This is a genomic window from Ruegeria sp. AB9 (assembly GCF_056542585.1).
In genome coordinates this window covers 1-15,851 of sequence record NZ_JBQGAA010000013.1, presented here as the reverse complement: position 1 = coordinate 15,851, position 15,851 = coordinate 1, and the positions used below count along the sequence as shown (strand labels likewise).

The window sequence follows — 15,851 nt, the reverse complement described above, 5'->3', positions numbered from 1 at the left end:
GATTTGTTAAGCTGTCAAACCCATTTGGAGTAAAATGACTTTGGCGTCCGGTGATTGTCCAGCGCTGCCTTGCTCAACCAGGGGGGGGTGTCGGGCCGAATGGGTCGGCCCGACCAGATTGGTTTAAGCAGTCAAACCTTCAGGTTCGGGCAAAGCGTTGGCACGGCAGCAGGCCGTCAACGTGTTTGCCAACAGGCAGGCAATGGTCATTGGACCTACACCACCCGGAACCGGAGTGATCGCACCTGCACGCTCGGAAGCGCTGGCATAGTCCACGTCCCCGACCAGTTTGTTCTTACCGTCGCGTTCAATGCGGTTGATACCCACGTCGATCACGGTCGCGCCTTCTTTGATCCAGTCGCCCGGCACCATCTCGGGCCGACCCACGGCAGCCACGACGATGTCAGCGCGACGCACAACATCCGGCAGGTCCTTGGTGCGCGAATGCGCGATGGTCACGGTGCAGCTATCGCCCAGCAACAGTTGCGCCATCGGCTTGCCCACAATGTTTGAACGGCCGATCACAACCGCGTCCATACCGGACAGCGAGCCGTGATAGTCGCGCAACATCATCAGGCAGCCCAGCGGAGTGCAGGGAACCATCGACTTCTGACCGGTACCCAGCAGGCCCACGTTCGAGATGTGGAAACCGTCAACGTCCTTGGCGGGATCAATTGAATTAATCACCAGATCTTCGTTCAGGTGCTTGGGCAGCGGCAGCTGAACCAGAATGCCGTGAACAGCTGGATCATTGTTCAGCTTGTCGATCAGCGCCAGCAGATCCTCTTCTGAGGTGTCGACGTCAAGCTTGTGCTCGTACGAGTTCATGCCGACTTCGACGGTCATCTTGCCCTTCGAGCGGACATAGACCTGGCTTGCGGGGTCTTCGCCCACCAGAACCACGGCCAGGCCGGGGGTGATACCGTTTTCTTCTTTCAGCTTTGCGACCTGATCAGCTACTTGCCCACGCACTTTTGCAGCAAATGCCTTACCGTCGATAACCTGAGCTACCATTCTTCGATTCCTTCTTTCAAAAAACAGATCGGGCGCAAAAAGCGCCCGGTCGGTCAGTCGATGCCAATTACGCGCTCTTCACGTGCAATCGACCAGTCAATCAAGATGCGCCACAGCTTTTCAGCCAAATCCGGGTCCATCCCCAGCGCGTCCGAGCTTGCGCGCACGCGTTGCACCACCTCTTCGACGCGGGCCGGAATTCGGGCCGGAAGGCCCTCACCCGGCTTAAGCTGAGACGCGCGGTCGATATAGCTGGCGCGTGTCACCAGCATCTCGATCAGTTGGCGATCCAGCTTATCGATCTCAACCCGCAGGTCCTGCATCGTGTAACAGTGCTGGGGCGGTGTCAGAGTGGGCATCGTCATCTCCTCATGGCCCGGGAATGAATCCCCGGACCACGAGATGGTTGAAAAAGCGGCTTAGAACAAGCCCTCGATCTCACCTGCGTCGTTAAGGCAGATGGTTTCAGCGGCCGGTTTGCGGGGCAGACCGGGCATGGTCATGATCTCACCACAGACAACCACGATGAAACCGGCACCTGCGGACAGGCGAACTTCACGTACCGGAACCGAGTGTCCGGTAGGTGCGCCGCGCAGGGTCGGGTCGGTCGAGAACGAGTACTGGGTTTTCGCCATGCAGACCGGCAAGTTGCCATAGCCCGCTTCTTCCCACTCACGCAGTTGGTTGCGGATCTTGTTATCGGCCAGAACTTCGTCGGCACGATAGATGCGCTTGGCAATGGTTTCGATCTTCTCGAACAGCGGCATGTCATCGGGGTAGATCGGCGAGAAGTTGGCGCTGCCACCTTCGACGATTTCCACAACTTTTTCAGCCAGAGGAGCGGAACCTTCCGAACCCAGCTCCCAGTGACGCGAAAGAACCGCCTCGACGCCATGCTCACCGCAATAGTCGCTGACCGCCTGCACTTCGGCATCTGTGTCGGTGACGAAGTGGTTGATGGCGACGACAACCGGCACACCGAACGATTTCACGTTTTCGATGTGACGGCCCAGGTTGGCGCAGCCCGACTGCACCGCCTCGACGTTTTCGGCACCCAGATCGGCTTTGGCCACGCCGCCATTCATCTTCATCGCGCGCACGGTGGCAACCAGCACCACGGCCGACGGTGCGATACCCGCCTTGCGGCATTTGATGTTCATGAACTTCTCGGCACCCAAATCAGCGCCAAAGCCCGCTTCGGTGACGACATAGTCAGCCACTTTCAGAGCGGTCTTGGTGGCAATAACCGAGTTACAGCCATGTGCGATGTTCGCAAACGGGCCACCGTGGACGAAGGCCGGGTTGTTTTCCAGCGTTTGCACCAGGTTTGGTTGCATCGCGTCTTTCAGCAGAACGGTCATCGCGCCTTCGGCCTTGATGTCGCGGCAGTAAACCGGAGTCTTGTCGCGGCGATAAGCCACAATGATGTCGCCCAGACGCTTTTCAAGGTCTTTCAGGTCGTTGGCCAGGCAGAGGATCGCCATAACTTCGGACGCCACGGTGATGTCAAAACCTGCTTCGCGCGGGAAGCCGTTCGATACGCCACCCAAGGACGCCGTGATCTGGCGCAGCGCGCGGTCGTTCATGTCGACCACACGACGCCATGCAACACGGCGGGTGTCGATTTCCTGCTCGTTGCCCCAGTAGATGTGGTTGTCGATCATTGCCGACAGCAGCGAGTGGGCTGAGGTGATCGCGTGGAAGTCGCCTGTAAAGTGCAGGTTCATCTCTTCCATCGGAACAACTTGCGCATAACCGCCACCCGCAGCACCGCCCTTCATACCGAAGTTCGGGCCAAGCGAGGCTTCGCGGATACAGATCATCGCGTTCTTGCCAATGCGGTTCAGGCCGTCGCCCAGACCGACAGTGGTAGTGGTTTTGCCTTCACCTGCCGGGGTCGGGTTGATCGCGGTAACCAGGATCAGCTTGCCGTCTTCACGGTCCTGCACCGAGTTGATGAAGTCCTGGCTGACTTTGGCCTTATCATGGCCGTAAGGCAGCAGATCCGCAGAGTCGATGCCGATCTTGGCACCGATTTCCTGAATCGGCTTTTTGTTCGCTTCGCGGGCGATTTCGATATCGGATTTGTAGCTCATTGGCCGGGGTCCTTGATTGAATATCGTGCAATACCGACGCAATTCGTCGGCGCTATGCATTCCATACCCTTGTGTACAATCTCAATAGCCATGGATTCCGACATTCTGGCGTCGCGAAGCGTCGTAAGTTCGTTTCAGCGGTTTCTAATCGGAAACCTGTATGTTTTCGTGACCCCAGGCTGGCTGATCCGGAACAAATAACTTCAGCCGGTCCCCCAGTTGAACGCGCCCTGGGCGTTCAACCCATCCAGTAATGCCCCGGCGCCCAACCGCCGCAGGTTTGAACGCTGCACCATGCCCAGGTTGATCCGCCTCAATCTCGCGCCCTGGCAAAACACAAGGGGCGTTTTCCATGTCTACGGTTATCGTCATCCCACTTGTTGCCTGTAGGCGTGAAGATGGAGGGATATGCGAGAAATCCGGAATCCCACGCAGCACTATGGACGCGCCAAGATAAGACGGATCAAGCCGGTCCAGCCCAATGTCTTGCGCGATTTGCTGAAGTTCTTCTTCGGACAGAACTGACAGTTGACGCACATTTCGGATTTCGGTGCCTTTTGAATAGAGGTTGGAGACCCTGACACAAGACGCGCGATTGAGCCCCTCGTGCCGCTCGCCCTTTACGCCGTCGAAGCCCAGATCAAGCGTATCAACAGCCTCGGCACGCAAGGATTGTCCCGCAGGGACATGGCCAAGCCAAACCACTTCGGCGGAAAATTGGGTATCGCGTAAAAACGGCATAGCCTTCCCTTTTCGTCCATTTTCTTGCGGGCATAATGCCCAGCAAAACCCTGAAGAAAAGAGAAAAGACCCGAAGCTGGCTCCGGGTCTCTTTTTGATTATGCGGTAGGTTCAGGCTCCATCCCACCGTCCGGCGGAGACTTCTTCGCCTTTGTCTTGGGAATAGCCGTGACACTGGGCGCGCTGCCCTCATCCGGCTTGTCGCCTTCGTCATCGCCTTCGCTGGGTGAATCACCGTTCATGACGCGTTTGATCTCATCGCCCGTCAGGGTTTCATACTCCAGCAGGCCCTGCGCCAGACGCTCCCACTCTTCAGTCTGATCGGTCAGAATTTGGTGCGCCCGTTCATATCCTTGCTGGATCAGGCGCTTTACCTCTTCCTCAATCAGTTCTTTGGTATGGGCAGACACCGAGAAGCCAGCTGTATTGCCTTGGTATCCCTCATGCGCCTCGGCATAGTCGATATTTCCGACCTTGTCAGACATACCCCAGCGCATCACCATGGCGCGCGCCAACTGGCTGGCCTGCATGATGTCTCCGGCCGGGCCGTTCGAGACGTGATCTTCACCGTATTTGATCACCTCGGCGGCTTTACCTGCCATTGTCATGGCCAGCTTTTGCTCACACTCATCGCGGTGATAGTTCAGGCGATCCATCTCAGGCAGAGACACAACCATACCCAGCGCACCACCGCGCGGAATGATCGTCGCCTTGTAGACCGGATCGCATAGCGGCAGGGTCAGACCGACCACGGCGTGACCGGCCTCGTGATAGGCAGTCTTTTCCTTCTGGTCCTGTGTCAGCACCATCGAGCGGCGCTCGGCCCCCATCATCACCTTGTCCTTGGCGTTCTCAAAGTCTTCCATGGTGACAAAGCGACGACCCACCCGCGCGGCCATCAGCGCGGCCTCGTTCACGAGGTTGGCAAGATCAGCACCCGAGAAACCCGGCGTACCGCGTGCGATGATGCGCAGATCGACATCGGGGCCCAGAGGCGTCTTGCGCGCATGAACGCCCAGAATCTTCTCACGGCCTTTGATGTCGGGATTGCCAACGGTCACGTTGCGGTCAAACCGGCCCGGACGCAGCAGAGCGGGGTCCAGAACATCCTTACGGTTGGTGGCCGCCAGAATGATCACACCTTCGTTGGCCTCGAACCCGTCCATCTCGACCAGAAGCTGGTTGAGGGTCTGTTCGCGTTCATCGTTACCACCGCCATAGCCTGCGCCACGATGGCGACCAACGGCGTCAATCTCGTCGATAAATACGATACAGGGCGCATTCTTCTTGGCCTGCTCGAACATGTCGCGGACACGAGATGCACCGACACCGACAAACATCTCGACGAAGTCGGAACCCGAAATGGTGAAGAACGGTACGCCCGCTTCACCCGCGATGGCGCGGGCCAGCAATGTCTTACCGGTACCCGGAGGGCCAACCAGCAGCGCACCCTTTGGGATCTTGCCACCAAGGCGGCTGAACTTTTGTGGGTTGCGCAGGAACTCGACGATCTCTTCCAATTCTTCTTTGGCCTCATCGATGCCTGCGACGTCATCGAACGTCACGCGACCATGCTTTTCGGTCAGCATCTTGGCCTTGGACTTGCCAAATCCCATCGCGCCGCCTTTGCCGCCACCCTGCATCCGGTTCATGAAATAGACCCAGACACCGATCAGCAGCAGGAACGGCAGCAAAGTGATCAGGAACGACTGGAAGCCTGACTGCTGTTGCTTGACCGCCTGCACGGGAATGTTTTCTTCGATCAGGAGTTTCGTCACCTCGGCATCGCCGGGTTTGATCGTGACATAGCTTGAGCCGCTTTGAGTGGTATAGCGGATCTGTTCGCCATCCAGTGTCACATTCTTGACTTCACCGCTTTGCGCGGCACTGACAAAGTCGGAGTAAGTTCTTTCGTTGCTCTGAAGCGTTCCGCCCGGTCCACTGAACAGATTGAACAGTGCAAGGATGAGCAGGAACAGAACGACCCAAAACGCGATATTGCGAGCGTTGCCCAAGGAAATTCTCCCAAAAGTTCCGGCAGGTGAGGAGCTGCCAAGTTACCTCTTAAAATAGAGAGGTTTGTGGTATGTTCAATGCGATAAAAAAGATGCGTAGAACTCGGGCCATTCTGGTGACGTGTCGGCGTGCCATCCATTCGCAAACCCCGCCAGCGGAGCAGCCAGCACCGTTTCTCCCTTCCAGACCGCAGGCGTCGCGCTCAAAGCAAGTCTGGGACGGCACGTTGCGCGCCATTCAGGCACCTGTCGCAATCCATCATCGCCCAAAGCACGGATTTCAGCACCTGAAATTTCGGGTCCGGTCAAACGCCATTTTCCATCCCAAACTTCCTTGGGTGCAGTAATCTGAGCCTCCACGGCCTTAAATTCCCTGCAAATCCAAACACTCTTGCCCTCAGGGATCAACAGACAACCACCGGCCGATCCGGGTCGCCCCTGTATCAAAGCATCCATCGCCTGCTCGACCGTGGACTGTCGTGGCGGGTAGCCCGGCCCCGCGATCCAGGCGAGGCTTCCAACCAGCACGCGGCGTCGGATTTCTTTGGGCAACGCGGTGAAACCGGCCCTGTCCACCTTCACATCACCTTGCTCAACTTGCGCTACATTCTGTGCAGAATCCTGCGCAAACACACCCAAGGCAGCATGTGCCTGCGCCAGATTGTCGGCCACTCGAGACAATGAAAGCGCGTCAATTCCCAACGGCTGGAGGCCACACAGGGCCTCTCTCGCCTTGATACGGTCGAAACGTGTGTCCTGATTCGACGAGTCTTCAGCCCATGATACGCCAATACCAGTCAGATAGGCACGCAGGTCCTTTCGGGTGATCCCCAACATTGGCCGCAACAATGTCAGCCCGTCACGTTGCCGACGTGCCGACATGCCGGACAGGCCTGTAACGCCTGACGCCCGACCCAGCCGCATTAGGAGAGTTTCCGCCTGATCATCCGCTGTATGACCCAAGGCAATGGCGTCAATTCCTCGATCCCGCGCCCAGTCGGTGAGTAATCTATAACGTGCCTGACGCGCCTGATCTTGCAAATTGCCTTCGCCGTCCCAACCCTTCCAACACAATGTCTGGTGTGACAGCCCCAGCGCTGCGGCTTGACGGGATACGGCCTCGGCTTCTCCCGCGGATTCTGGTCGTAGGCCATGATCAACGGTGACTACAAAAAGAGTGATCGTTTCGGTTTGCGCGATCTCATGCAAAAGATGCATCAGGGCGACAGAATCTCCGCCCCCAGAAACAGCAACACCCAATTTGCGCGGCAGGTTTTCGGGCAACCGGGTACGAAGTTCCGCTAGTAGTTTTTCTGAGTGGTGACTCAAGAACACCCCAGCGCAGACATCTCTTGCGTAGCATTTGCAAACGCGGGTGCAGATGGAAAGCGGACGCCAACTTCATTGAGCGTAATGCAAGCCTGATCGGTCTGCCCCAAACGCCCCAGCGCCGCGCCCAATTCATACAGGGCCTCGGGGGCAAATGCGCCCTCAGAGTCGCCGGTAAAACTTGCCAGGAAAGCCCGTGCGGCTTCTCGGGTGTCACCGATGCCCTCAAGAGCGTGACCACGTTTCAAGTGCGCTTCGGGTGCAAGGGGGCTGCCGGGATAGGATATTTCGAACTGCGCAAACATGTCTGCCGCGGTTTGGAAATCTCCGTCCAACAAAGCTTGCGATGCTGCGTCGAAATCGGCGCGCTCGCCCACGGCCAATTCGCCCCCATCCGATGCGGGAGGCGTCACTGCGTTCACCGGGGCCGTTTCCGTTGTCACCGTTTCGCCACCCAGCGTCGAGGTCTCACCCAGCGTCGATAAATCTCCGCCTTCGAGTTCGACCAGCCGGAATTCCAGATCACCGATACGGTTGGTACCGTCGGTGACGATATTCTGCACCCGCTGGTTCAACTGTTCCGTCTGACGGGTCAGGCGCTGCAATTCCGCTTCAATAGCGTCAACGCGCTCAAGAACCGAACTGCCGGACAGGTTCGGCGCTGGCGACCCTGTGGTGGAAAATTCGCGCTTCAGACGCTGAATCTCTACATGAAGCACCGTCAGCTCCTGCCGGATATCCGCCAAGGTTCGCTGATCCTGTGCCTTTGCAACACCAGCCGTCGCCACGGCGGCCGCCAATACCCATCCTGCAATACGCATTTTCTTACCCCAGAGTTGACCCGGTCAGCACTGTCACTGCGCGGCGGTTCTTGGAATAGCATTCCTCGGTGCTGCAAATCTCGATCGGGCGTTCCTTGCCGAAGCTGACTGTATTCAGGCGATTACCCGCAACGCCGCGCGAGATCAGATACTCACGGGCCGCGTTCGCCCGGCGTGCACCCAGCGCGAGGTTATATTCTCGTGTGCCCTGCTCATCCGCATGACCTTCTATGTTCGCAACAAAATCCGGGTTGGCCAGCAGCCATTCCGCCTGACCTTGCAGAACGGTCTGCGCCTGTGGTGTCAGGGTCGACTGATCGACGGCGAACAGAACACGATCACCTACAGTCTGCTGGAAATACGCGGGCGACCGCGGATCGCTCGGCGAGCCCGGTACAATTGCACCGGTGCCGCCAGCACCGCCTCCCAAGGCAGAGGGGTCATTGTTTGTACAGGCGGCGATCACACTCAGCGCGCCCAGCGCCAGGACTTTGCTCAATACGTTCATTTCAAGTGCCTCGTGTTTTGATTATTGCCGCCTGTCTATCACAGGGACGATTCGTTGTGAACTTTGCTGCGATCAATTCTGCAAGGGTCCCCAGGACGGGTCACTACCGCCATCCGGAGTGCGCACCGGACGCAGGTTGCGGCCTGAAATATCCACCGAATACAGAGAGGCCCGACCACTGGCACCCTGTGTTTCACGGGTGAACATGATGACCCGGCCATTGGGCGACCATGTGGGGCCTTCATCCAGGAACGAGGCCGTCAGCAAACGCTCCTCGGACCCATCGGTGCGCATCACGCCAATATGGAACCGACCCTGATTTTGCTTGGTAAAGGCTATCAGATCCCCTCGCGGCGACCAGACCGGAGTGCCATAACGGCCTGCGCCAAAGCTGATCCGCGTTGCTTCGCCACCATTTGCGGGCATCACGTAAAGTTGCGGGGTACCCGACCGGTCGCTTTCAAACACAATCCGGCTGCCATCGGGCGAATAGCTTGGCGCGGTCTCAATCGCTGGCGTGTTGGTCAGACGTGTGCTTTTCCCCGAGGCCAGATCCATTTTCCACAGGTCCGTATTACCGCCCTGAATCAAAGAATACACAATCGAACGGCCATCCGGCGAGAAGCGGGGCGAGAAGCTCATGGTCCCGTCCTGCGTTTTCAGTTCCTGCCGTTTGACGCGGCCAACATCCAGCACGTAAATGCGCGGGCTGCCGCTTTCGTAGCTGGTGTAAAGCAGCCGGTCACCTGTGGGTGAAAAGCGCGGTGCCAGAACAATTGCGGAGCTGTCGGTCATGTACTGCACATTCGCGCCGTCATAATCCATGATTGCCAGACGCTTCAGCCGCTGGTTCTTCGGTCCACTCTCAGACACGAAGGCCACGCGGCTGTCGAAATACCCGCCCTCGCCTGTGATCCGGCTATAGACCTGATCGGCCACCTTATGCGCCATGCGCCGCCATCCTTCGGTGGTCCCTGCAAGCTGAAGGCCGTTGCCCAGTTCCTGACCCGAGAATACATCCCAGACGCGGAACCGCACCGTGAGGTTTTTGCCCGAGACATTGACGGCACCGGTGATCAGCGCATCTGCGTTAATCGCCTTCCAGTCGGCAAACTGAACCGGTGCTTCAAAACTGCTGACCCGGCTGATAAACGCATCCGAAGAGATTTCGCGAAACAACCCGGTTCCCGTCAGATCAGCTGCCACCACACGAGAGATGTCCTGTGCATACTGCGCGGCCGAGGGGCCATCGGGCACAAAATTCGGCACCGCAAAGGGCAACGGTTCGATAATGCCCTCGTCCAGTTCCAGACGCAGAGGTCCGCTTTGTGCATGAACCGGCGCAGACAACAGCGTCAGGCCGACAAAGAGGCTGGTCAGAAGTTTCATCATTTGATCCGCATCCTCTCGGGATTGAATGTAATCTCAACATCCTGCCACTGAGCGTATTTGTCAGCAGGCAAGTCATATCCTTTGGCCCCGCAGCGCAAAATCGCGCGCCGGGCGGCCTGATAGGCCTGATTGGCAGCGCCAGAAGATCCGCCGGAACTGTCCAGCATCCGAATGCTGCCTCCTACGACCGTACCATCGCGGTTCAGCGAGAACGCAACAACAACCACAGTGTTGAGCGCATCAGTGGACAAAGACCCCACGTTCCAGCACCTGGAGACGGCTAGTCGCATGGCGTCCTTTTCACCGCTGGTCAGCGGTGGGCCGGAAGGCTCGGACCCGCCCCCCAAGGCTTCGGCCAGAGCGTCGTTGATCGCAGATTCATCTGCTAGTGCCTCAGATTCCGGAGGCTCCTCGGGCGCTTCAGCAACCTCAGGTTCAGGCGGGGGACTTGGCCGGTTTGGGCGCACGCGTGGGCGAGGTGAGGTCAAGGGAGATATCTCGTTGGTTTCTTCCGCCTCGGTTACAATCTCAGGCGCCGCCTCTTCTGGTGCAGTCTGGTCCTGCTGTTCCTGCTGAACTTCTGCGCCCTCATCCAGGGACACCGGCGGGGTTTCGAAATCATCGGGTTCTGCCTCGGGCGGAGGCGGCGCTATGGCCTCGGGCGCGACACGATCCGACGGGCGTGGCTGTGCCTCAGGACCTGGCGGCACGGGTTGCGCTACGGTATCGACCTCTGGCTCGGTCAATGTCGGCGGTTCGTCCGGCACCTCAGGTTCTGGGGGGGCTTCAACAATAACCGGCGCAGGCTCGGGTTCCGGTTCAGCCGGTGCGACAGGTTCCGGGCGCGGCTGCTCCTCGACCACGGGTTCGGGTGGCTTGGTCTCAGCCTCCGGCTCGGGCGGTTGTTGCAATGCCGTCGGCACTTCGGGGATTTCAGGCGCATCCCGCTGGGCCGTCATGGCCGCGAATTGTTCAGCGGTGACCACAGACACATCCTGTACGGCCATCGGCAGCGGCTCGGACCGGAAGGTGCCGCCCAACAGCGCCACTCCGATCAGGCTGACATGCGCAATCGCCGAAATCTTGGTGCCGGTATCCACCGTGCGACCTCACTCTCCACCTTCATCCAGCGTCGGCCCGCCCGTATCGGTCACAAGGCCAACGTTGGAAAACCCGCCCGCGTTCAGCGCGCCCATGACCTGCATCACCTGCGCGTAGGGGATCGCGCCATCAGCTCTCAGGAAAACCCGGTCACTGCTCCGCTCTGCGGCAATCGCCCGCAGCTTTCCAATCAACTCTTCGCGCAGCACATCAGTCGTCTGGATTTGCACCCGGCCTTCTGCGGTCAGGGTCACAGTCAACGGTTCTTCGTTATCACCCGGTAACGCACTGGCCGCGGTCTTGGGTAAGTCGACCGGAACGCCGACAGTCAACAACGGCGCGGCCACCATGAAGATGATCAGCAACACCAGCATGACGTCCACAAAGGGTGTCACGTTGATCTCGGCCATGGGCTGTGCGCGACCACGACGCCGTCCGCGCCTGCGCCCGTTTCCACCCGAAGATTGCTGAACCGCCGCGCCCATTGTCAGCTGTCCAACTGGCGCGACAGGATGGTGGCGAATTCGTCGGCGAAGGCTTCGTACCCGCCAACGATGCGGTCACTATCCGCGCTGAGCTTGTTGTAGAAAATCACAGCCGGAATCGCAGCCAGAAGGCCCAGCCCCGTGGCCAATAGCGCCTCCGCAATGCCGGGTGCGACAACAGCCAAGTTGGTGTTCTGTTGTTCGGCAATCTCGATAAAGGCATTCATGATACCCCAGACGGTACCAAACAGACCGATAAACGGAGCGGTTGAGCCAACCGTTGCCAGAATGGGCAGGCCTTTCTGCAACGTTTCGGCCTCTTTGGCGATGGCCACATCCATCGAACGGTCTATCCGCGCGGTCGCTCCGGCGATCAATCCACCATCATTTCGGTGCGACCTCCGCCACTCGATCATGCCCGCGGCAAAAATCTTTTCCGAACTGCCATCCGGTTGGGCACCGGTCTGCTCGAACAACTCATCCAATGGGTTGCCGGACCAAAAACTTTCGTCGAAAACCTGTGCCTCACGACGAGCCGCGCGGTAATTGATCAGCTTTTGAATGATGATCCCCCAGGACCAGATGGATGCGCCGATCAGCATCAACATCACCAATTTGACGACAAAAGTCGCGCGGGCATACAGCCCCCACATGGAGAAATCGATCTCCTGCGCCAGCGCCAGCGTTTCAGCTTCCATGAACCTGCTCTTTGTTTTGCCTGACGGCCTTCATTCGGCCTTGTTTTGCCAAACGCTAACGCAGTTGGGCCTGAAATGCCAACAGAACCACCCCTGGCCCCCAAATTGTTACATCAATGCGCGAATCTCTGCCGGGAGGCGGATCGGCTTTCCGTCCTTGTTGATGCACACAGCGGTGACCGAAGCGCGAAAAATCTCTATCTCTCCGCGCCGGACCAGCTGCGCCATGGTCAGCCGCACGCCCGAGATTTCTGTGACTTCGGTCTCGACGATCAACTCATCATCGAACTTGGCGGGCGAAAGGTAATCAGCTTCAAGCCGACGCACGACCCACACTATGCCTTCTTCCCGCATTGCGTTCTGATCGTTACCCAGATTGCGCACCCAATCCGAACGGGCACGCTCAATGTACCGCAGGTAGTTCGCGTGATAGACAACACCGCCCATGTCGGTGTCTTCATAATATACGCGAACCGGGTACGTGTGTTTCATTGAGGTAGCTCCAACCGGGCAAACAACCTGAGAGCATGAGACGCATCCTGCGCTGCCGCCGGCAAAACCGGATCATAGGCAGCCCGGATCAGAGCGGCAATGTCGGGACGTAAGATTGTGGCCTCACCCGCCACAGCCAGCGGAGATCGCGTCCGAAACGCTGTTTCGGACCACAGCAGGACAGTCTGAACCACCTGGCTCAGGGCAAGCGTTTCCGCTGGAACCCTGGACAATTCCTTGTCCATGCGCAGGAACACAAAAGCCGCGCGGATTGAGCCATCTTCTTCGAACCGGAAAACGCGGTATTGATTTGCATCGGCTTCAACCAATCGTGCGACCAACGGTTCAAGATCGGGGATCAGACGATCCAGGTCAGGCACCTCAAGCAATTCCTGCCAGTCCCGGAAGAAGAAGACCATGCAGTTGGCGCCAAGTTCAGGGTCGGTCTCAGCCATCTTGTGACCTGCCAAAGTTACAACCGCCTCGAATGCGCCCTTCACGGTGGTCAGCGTCTCATCTTCAACGCCAAACACAATAGGCACGATAGGCCGCCCCCAGCGGGCGAACAGAAACTCACCGCCTTCGCGCGTAAACAGCGCCTCAATCTCTTCCGGTGTCACGGCCAGCCCTTCATCTTTTGGAAAACACTCTTGCCGTAGGCATAAAATCTACGGGCAAAGGCTTCAACCAAACAGATCGCTCTGCCGCTTGGGTGCGGCGAGACCCAGATGCGTCCAAGCCTTTTGCGCCAGCATCCGCCCACGGGGGGTTCTCTGGATCAGGCCCTGTTGCAGCAGATAGGGTTCAATAACTTCTTCCAAAGAGTCGCGGCTTTCTGACAGAGCAGCCGACAACGTCTCTATCCCAACCGGCCCACCCGCGTAGTTTTCGGCGATCAGTTTCAGATAGCGCCGGTCCGCGCCATCCAGCCCAAGATTGTCGACGCCCAAACGCGTCAAGGCACCGTCGGCCAACTCGCGTGTAATCCGCCCATCCCCTTCGACAATGGCGAAATCCACCACCCGGCGCAGCAAACGCCCGGCGATACGCGGTGTTCCGCGAGACCGGCGCGCAATCTCGCGTGCTCCGTCATCATCCGCAGGCGCGCCCAGCTTCCGCGCGTTGCGGGTGACGATCTCGTGCAACTCGTCGATTGTATAGAACTGAAGCCGTGTCGGAATACCAAACCGGTCTCGTAAGGGCGTTGTCAGCAGACCCATACGCGTGGTCGCCCCCACGAGCGTAAAGGGCTGCAACTCGATCCGAACGGTGCGGGCCGCGGGGCCTTCACCGATCACCAGATCCAGCTCGAAATCCTCCATCGCGGGGTAGAGCACCTCCTCCACCGCAGGGTTCAGTCTGTGGATCTCATCGATGAACAGCACATCGCGCGCTTCCAGATTGGTCAGGATCGCCGCCAAATCACCCGCCTTGGCCAGCACCGGCCCCGAGGTCATGCGGAAATTCACCCCAAGCTCTCGTGCCATGATCTGTGCGAGGGTCGTTTTTCCCAAACCCGGAGGTCCGTGGAACAAAGTGTGATCCATCGCCTCGCCCCGCTGGCGGGCGGATTGGATAAAGATGCGCAGATTGGCACGCGCCTCGGCCTGACCGATGAACTCGTCCAGCCCCTGCGGGCGCAGAGCGCGGTCGTTGTCCTCGGGCAGTGGGTCCGGGCGCACGGTGGGATCAGCGTCTACCATTCACTTAGCCTTTCGGAGCCAGCAGTCTGAGCGCCGCACGGATCAAATCAGTCTCACCGGCTTCGGGCTGATTGGCAGCGGCCTCGGCAACAGCTGCTGCCGCGTCAGATGGCCCATATCCAAGATTGGCCAGCGCCGACAAAGCTCCGGCGGACGCAGCGGCGGCACCCGATGGCTGTATAGGTGCCCGTTTTGGCGCGGGCGCAGGTTCGGCCCGTTCAACAACCTCAAGCTCGGGCCCGTCCATCGCATCAGTAACCGTGCCGCCCATCGCCATGACGCCGGGCGCCTTGTCCTTGAGGTCCAAAACGATCCGCTGGGCCGTTTTCGGCCCCACGCCTTTTGCAGCTTTGACCGCACTCCAATCGCCCAGAGCGATTGAGCGGCTGACACCGTCCGGTCCCAAAGCGCTGAGAATAGCCAGCGATACCTTCGCACCGACACCCTGAACCGAGCACAAAAGACGATGCCATTCTTTCTCGACCAAAGAGAGAAAGCCATAAAGTTGCATCAGGTCCTCGCGCACGACCATGTCGGTATAGATCGAAACCGCTTCGCCCACGCCCGGCAACGCCGCCATGGTCCGGTCCGAACAATAGACGATGTAGCCAACACCACGAACATCGATCAGCACGTGATCCGCCGCGCGGTAGTCCAGCCGTCCAGTCAGTTTGCCAATCATGCCCGCACCTCTTTCACACGCGCCTGTTGTGTCTTTCCGTAATAGGCATGGCAGATCGCAATCGCCAGCGCATCTGCGGCGTCGGCCCCTTTGGGCAAACAGCCCGGCAGTTGCAGTTTGACCATGTGCAACACCTGCTCTTTCTCGGCATGGCCCACGCCAACCACGGTTTTCTTGACGCGGTTGGGTGCGTATTCCCCTACCGGCAATCCAGCCTGCGCCAGTGTCAGCAACGCGACACCCCGCGCCTGACCCAGTTTGAGCGTACCGGCGCCATCCTTGTTCACAAAGGTCTGTTCGATGGCAGCCTGATCCGGTTGGTGGTCCGCGATCACTTCGACAATCTGGTTGTGCAGCGACAATAGCCGCTCCCCCAGATCATCCCCGTCCGACTTGCACAAACCGTTGGCCACATGGCTCAGGCGGCTGCCATTTGATTCGATGACGCCCCATCCCAGGGTCCTAAGCCCTGGATCAATGCCCAGAATTCGCATGTTTTGCCTCGGCCTGCTCGGGTTTTGTGATCTTTTTTCCACGCCTAGCACGAAGCGTGAACATTTTCCAAGTTAATTGGCCCAAGGGCTGAAAACGACACACCTGTCTCAGGGGCGACTTAACATGCGATTTGCGACTTCGGAAAGTCTGAATTCGACGCCATTATTAACGTTTTTTCATCAATTATTTAGGGTCAGGATGCATTGATTTTCGTTGTGCCACGTGATTCACGTTTTGAAAAACGGAGCGGTGACATGAGCGACCTTTATTGGCTGACCG

Annotated in this window: 17 protein-coding genes; all 17 read right to left on the bottom strand. The window is 58.5% G+C overall.

Annotated features, from left to right (window positions below):
• Nucleotides 1-123 precede the first annotated feature (123 nt).
• Nucleotides 124-1,014 carry a bifunctional methylenetetrahydrofolate dehydrogenase/methenyltetrahydrofolate cyclohydrolase FolD gene (gene folD, locus ACR0K5_RS19775; protein ID WP_480631257.1) on the bottom strand — a complete coding sequence of 297 codons (891 nt, stop codon included), beginning with the start codon at nucleotides 1,012-1,014 and terminating at the stop codon, nucleotides 124-126.
• Between the two features lie 53 nt (nucleotides 1,015-1,067).
• A complete protein-coding gene (locus ACR0K5_RS19770) occupies nucleotides 1,068-1,373 on the bottom strand; it encodes a chorismate mutase (protein WP_480631256.1) in 306 nt (101 codons plus the stop codon).
• Nucleotides 1,374-1,433: 60 nt separating this feature from the next.
• Nucleotides 1,434-3,110, bottom strand: coding sequence for a formate--tetrahydrofolate ligase (locus ACR0K5_RS19765; RefSeq protein ID WP_480631255.1), 1,677 nt, complete (start codon nucleotides 3,108-3,110; stop codon nucleotides 1,434-1,436).
• A gap of 144 nt (nucleotides 3,111-3,254) precedes the next feature.
• Nucleotides 3,255-3,851, bottom strand: a complete 597-nt coding sequence (locus ACR0K5_RS19760; RefSeq protein WP_480631254.1) for an MOSC domain-containing protein — start codon at nucleotides 3,849-3,851, stop codon at nucleotides 3,255-3,257.
• Between the two features lie 98 nt (nucleotides 3,852-3,949).
• On the bottom strand, nucleotides 3,950-5,866 hold the full coding sequence (gene ftsH, locus ACR0K5_RS19755; protein WP_480631253.1) for an ATP-dependent zinc metalloprotease FtsH: 1,917 nt from the start codon (nucleotides 5,864-5,866) through the stop codon (nucleotides 3,950-3,952).
• A 75-nt stretch (nucleotides 5,867-5,941) separates the two neighbouring features.
• A complete protein-coding gene (gene tilS / locus ACR0K5_RS19750) occupies nucleotides 5,942-7,201 on the bottom strand; it encodes a tRNA lysidine(34) synthetase TilS (RefSeq protein WP_480631252.1) in 1,260 nt (419 codons plus the stop codon).
• On the bottom strand, nucleotides 7,192-8,016 hold the full coding sequence (gene ybgF, locus ACR0K5_RS19745; protein ID WP_480631251.1) for a tol-pal system protein YbgF: 825 nt from the start codon (nucleotides 8,014-8,016) through the stop codon (nucleotides 7,192-7,194). Before ybgF ends, tilS begins: the two co-directional genes overlap by 10 nt.
• 4 nt (nucleotides 8,017-8,020) lie before the next feature.
• Nucleotides 8,021-8,524: a peptidoglycan-associated lipoprotein Pal gene (pal, locus tag ACR0K5_RS19740; RefSeq protein WP_480631250.1), complete on the bottom strand. Its 504-nt coding sequence runs from the start codon at nucleotides 8,522-8,524 to the stop codon at nucleotides 8,021-8,023.
• A 72-nt stretch (nucleotides 8,525-8,596) separates the two neighbouring features.
• The gene (gene tolB / locus ACR0K5_RS19735) at nucleotides 8,597-9,916 is read right to left on the bottom strand and encodes a Tol-Pal system beta propeller repeat protein TolB (protein WP_480631249.1); all 1,320 of its coding nucleotides are present in this window, start codon (nucleotides 9,914-9,916) and stop codon (nucleotides 8,597-8,599) included.
• On the bottom strand, nucleotides 9,913-11,016 hold the full coding sequence (locus tag ACR0K5_RS19730; protein WP_480631248.1) for an energy transducer TonB: 1,104 nt from the start codon (nucleotides 11,014-11,016) through the stop codon (nucleotides 9,913-9,915). Before ACR0K5_RS19730 ends, tolB begins: the two co-directional genes overlap by 4 nt.
• A gap of 9 nt (nucleotides 11,017-11,025) precedes the next feature.
• Entirely contained in the window at nucleotides 11,026-11,502 is a 477-nt protein-coding gene (gene tolR, locus ACR0K5_RS19725; protein WP_050603166.1) for a protein TolR, read from the bottom strand.
• Between the two features lie 2 nt (nucleotides 11,503-11,504).
• The gene (tolQ, locus tag ACR0K5_RS19720) at nucleotides 11,505-12,200 is read right to left on the bottom strand and encodes a protein TolQ (RefSeq protein ID WP_480631247.1); all 696 of its coding nucleotides are present in this window, start codon (nucleotides 12,198-12,200) and stop codon (nucleotides 11,505-11,507) included.
• A gap of 108 nt (nucleotides 12,201-12,308) precedes the next feature.
• Nucleotides 12,309-12,692: a tol-pal system-associated acyl-CoA thioesterase gene (gene ybgC / locus ACR0K5_RS19715; protein ID WP_480631246.1), complete on the bottom strand. Its 384-nt coding sequence runs from the start codon at nucleotides 12,690-12,692 to the stop codon at nucleotides 12,309-12,311.
• Complete coding sequence (locus ACR0K5_RS19710) at nucleotides 12,689-13,312, bottom strand: hypothetical protein (protein ID WP_480631245.1); 624 nt, start codon at nucleotides 13,310-13,312, stop codon at nucleotides 12,689-12,691. Before ACR0K5_RS19710 ends, ybgC begins: the two co-directional genes overlap by 4 nt.
• A gap of 63 nt (nucleotides 13,313-13,375) precedes the next feature.
• A complete protein-coding gene (gene ruvB, locus ACR0K5_RS19705; protein WP_480631244.1) occupies nucleotides 13,376-14,395 on the bottom strand; it encodes a Holliday junction branch migration DNA helicase RuvB in 1,020 nt (339 codons plus the stop codon).
• Nucleotides 14,396-14,399: 4 nt separating this feature from the next.
• On the bottom strand, nucleotides 14,400-15,077 hold the full coding sequence (ruvA, locus tag ACR0K5_RS19700; RefSeq protein WP_480631243.1) for a Holliday junction branch migration protein RuvA: 678 nt from the start codon (nucleotides 15,075-15,077) through the stop codon (nucleotides 14,400-14,402).
• Nucleotides 15,074-15,571, bottom strand: a complete 498-nt coding sequence (gene ruvC, locus ACR0K5_RS19695; protein WP_480631242.1) for a crossover junction endodeoxyribonuclease RuvC — start codon at nucleotides 15,569-15,571, stop codon at nucleotides 15,074-15,076. Before ruvC ends, ruvA begins: the two co-directional genes overlap by 4 nt.
• Between the last annotated feature and the right edge of the window lie 280 nt (nucleotides 15,572-15,851).

Excerpts from the sequence above, each read along its gene's own strand:
- tolR (WP_050603166.1), bottom strand. The coding sequence starts at position 11,502 with ATGGGCGCGGCGGTTCAGCAATCTTCGGGTGGAAACGGGCGCAGGCGC.
- ruvB (WP_480631244.1), bottom strand. The coding sequence starts at position 14,395 with ATGGTAGACGCTGATCCCACCGTGCGCCCGGACCCACTGCCCGAGGAC.
- pal (WP_480631250.1), bottom strand. The coding sequence starts at position 8,524 with ATGAACGTATTGAGCAAAGTCCTGGCGCTGGGCGCGCTGAGTGTGATC.
- ruvA (WP_480631243.1), bottom strand. The coding sequence starts at position 15,077 with ATGATTGGCAAACTGACTGGACGGCTGGACTACCGCGCGGCGGATCAC.
- ACR0K5_RS19765 (WP_480631255.1), bottom strand. The coding sequence starts at position 3,110 with ATGAGCTACAAATCCGATATCGAAATCGCCCGCGAAGCGAACAAAAAG.
- tolQ (WP_480631247.1), bottom strand. The coding sequence starts at position 12,200 with ATGGAAGCTGAAACGCTGGCGCTGGCGCAGGAGATCGATTTCTCCATG.
- tolB (WP_480631249.1), bottom strand. The coding sequence starts at position 9,916 with ATGATGAAACTTCTGACCAGCCTCTTTGTCGGCCTGACGCTGTTGTCT.
- ACR0K5_RS19760 (WP_480631254.1), bottom strand. The coding sequence starts at position 3,851 with ATGCCGTTTTTACGCGATACCCAATTTTCCGCCGAAGTGGTTTGGCTT.
- ruvC (WP_480631242.1), bottom strand. The coding sequence starts at position 15,571 with ATGCGAATTCTGGGCATTGATCCAGGGCTTAGGACCCTGGGATGGGGC.
- ybgC (WP_480631246.1), bottom strand. The coding sequence starts at position 12,692 with ATGAAACACACGTACCCGGTTCGCGTATATTATGAAGACACCGACATG.
- ybgF (WP_480631251.1), bottom strand. The coding sequence starts at position 8,016 with ATGCGTATTGCAGGATGGGTATTGGCGGCCGCCGTGGCGACGGCTGGT.
- folD (WP_480631257.1), bottom strand. The coding sequence starts at position 1,014 with ATGGTAGCTCAGGTTATCGACGGTAAGGCATTTGCTGCAAAAGTGCGT.
- ACR0K5_RS19770 (WP_480631256.1), bottom strand. The coding sequence starts at position 1,373 with ATGCCCACTCTGACACCGCCCCAGCACTGTTACACGATGCAGGACCTG.